Below are 2,038 nucleotides of genomic sequence, written 5' to 3' on the forward strand. Positions count from 1 at the left end.
GGTTCTTCGGTTTGTCTTATGCAATGGACGGGGTTATAAGGAATGAAACCTTTATAGAGACAGACATTGCCGCAATTTTTGTCAATTGTTTGCGATCTGGAGCGAACTAATCAATTAAATCTCTTGCCAGATAAGGATTGAGTCGATTTATGCTCCCCTATCGAACCATACCAAGTCCCGAAGAGCCGTAAAATATTTCCTAATCAAAATAATTGCCCGATAAATCTTTACTTCCAATCGTCTTGATCGAGTAAAATCGACTAATTTAATCTATTAACAAGGATGCAAGCAAATTTATTAGAAGTGCGGGGAGCCACCCGTCGATTTGGGGGATTAGTCGCTGTGGATGGCGTTGGCTTTCAGGTACAAAAAAACGAGATTTTTGGCTTAATTGGACCCAATGGGGCGGGAAAAACGACTTTATTTAATCTGATCACCGGTTTAATTCCCCTATCGAGTGGTGATTTAATTTATCAAGGCGACAGTCTGGCGAATTATCGTCCTCACCAGATCGCTAAGGCAGGAATTGCCCGTACTTTCCAGAATTTGCGCTTATTTGGTGAATTATCGGCTTTAGAAAATGTTGCGATCGCTGGTCACATTCATAATAGCTCCAATCTCTGGACAGGAATTTTGGGTTTACCAGCTTCGAGAAGGGAGGAGGAAAAAACCTATAAAAGAGCGGGGGAATTATTAGATTTAGTCGGATTAACCGACCAAAGCAACCGAAAAGCCCGTAATTTAGCCTATGGTGATCAAAGACGCTTGGAAATTGCCCGCGCTTTAGCTTTGCAACCCCAGTTATTACTCCTGGATGAACCAGCAGCCGGGATGAATCCCAGCGAAAAGGGGTCATTAAGTCAGCTAATTCGACAAATTCGCGATAATTTAGCTCTAACCGTCCTGTTAATCGAACATCATGTGCCTTTAGTGATGGGATTATGCGATCGCATTGCCGTGTTAGATTTCGGTAAGTTAATCGCTTTGGGAGATCCAGCTACAGTCAGGGAGAATCGCGCGGTGATTGAAGCTTATTTAGGGGATGAATAAGGATTTTAGATAATTCCTCTTCAGGTTAATGGGAGATAAGTAGGTAGGCGTTAAAAATTATCAGACACCACCCTTATCAAGGGGGACTAAGGGTAGGGTTGATTCATGAATCAACCCTACTATGAATCAACTCTAGGACTGAGGGGGGATCGAACCTAAAATCCATTTTTAATTTAATTATAACCAGCTACTTAACAATGATTATTTAATTACCAGAGATAGTCAAAAAAAGGGTTAAAGTTTCTCCCGATCGATATTTTGTCATAAGTAGGGACGCACAATTATTTGTAGGATGGGTTAGCGGTAGCGTAACCCATGCTAACTCATCCAGTCGCTTAATTCCTTTAATCTTGTTAGTGCGTAACAACTCTCGACGCACCTCATAATCAGCAATTTCTGGAAGAATAACCCTAATAGCTGCTTTAATTAGGGTTTGTAGCCAACAATTACAAGCTAGACTTTCAGGCGCTCGCTTAGGATTAGTAATTAAACCGATAATTCCCGTATCTAATAAAACTACTCTATTCACCAAGTTACTCCCTTTAAGTGAGCCAGAAATAAAGGACGCTCAGATAAGCGATCTTGGTCAAGTGCTTCGATTAAATATTCACCGGTTTCTTGTTGTTCCTGTTCATCTTCTTCATCAATCCAAGATTGAAGTAAATTAACCAGTTTGGTCTGTTTTTCTTGTTCTAAAATAGTATCCTTAAGTAGCTTGAGGACATAAGCTTCTAGAGAAAGACCTTTCTCCCTCGCTTTTTGGCTGAGATATTGTTCGATTTCCGATGTTAAATTAAGAGTTAGTGGCATGGGCTTGACTTGAATCAATTTATCGTGTCTTTAACTAGGGTCTGCTGAAAAAGTTTTTCCTAGAAGCAGGGTGTAGGGTGTAGGGTGTGGGGTGTGGGGTTTTACCGATTTTGAGGGGGTCAATTACCTAATTTTCAGGGAAAAAGTACCTGAATTTCCCCCTGATCACTCCCATGCC

3 protein-coding genes are annotated in these 2,038 nt (G+C 41.0%); 1 reads left to right on the top strand and 2 read right to left on the bottom strand.

The window, feature by feature from the left end; translation table 11 throughout:
* The first annotated feature begins 282 nt into the window (after positions 1 to 282).
* Positions 283 to 1,050 carry an ABC transporter ATP-binding protein gene (locus O9290_RS00720; protein ID WP_288024588.1) on the top strand — a complete coding sequence of 256 codons (768 nt, stop codon included), beginning with the start codon at positions 283 to 285 and terminating at the stop codon, positions 1,048 to 1,050.
* 205 nt (positions 1,051 to 1,255) lie between these two features.
* Here O9290_RS00720 and O9290_RS00725 read toward each other — a convergent pair whose 3' ends face one another.
* On the bottom strand, positions 1,256 to 1,579 hold the full coding sequence (locus O9290_RS00725; RefSeq protein ID WP_002760093.1) for a hypothetical protein: 324 nt from the start codon (positions 1,577 to 1,579) through the stop codon (positions 1,256 to 1,258).
* Entirely contained in the window at positions 1,576 to 1,860 is a 285-nt protein-coding gene (locus O9290_RS00730) for a hypothetical protein (protein WP_002760094.1), read from the bottom strand. Before O9290_RS00730 ends, O9290_RS00725 begins: the two co-directional genes overlap by 4 nt.
* Positions 1,861 to 2,038 lie beyond the last annotated feature (178 nt).

Origin of the sequence: Microcystis sp. LE19-41.2A, assembly GCF_027530405.1 — a bacterium.
GTDB lineage: Bacteria > Cyanobacteriota > Cyanobacteriia > Cyanobacteriales > Microcystaceae > Microcystis > Microcystis aeruginosa.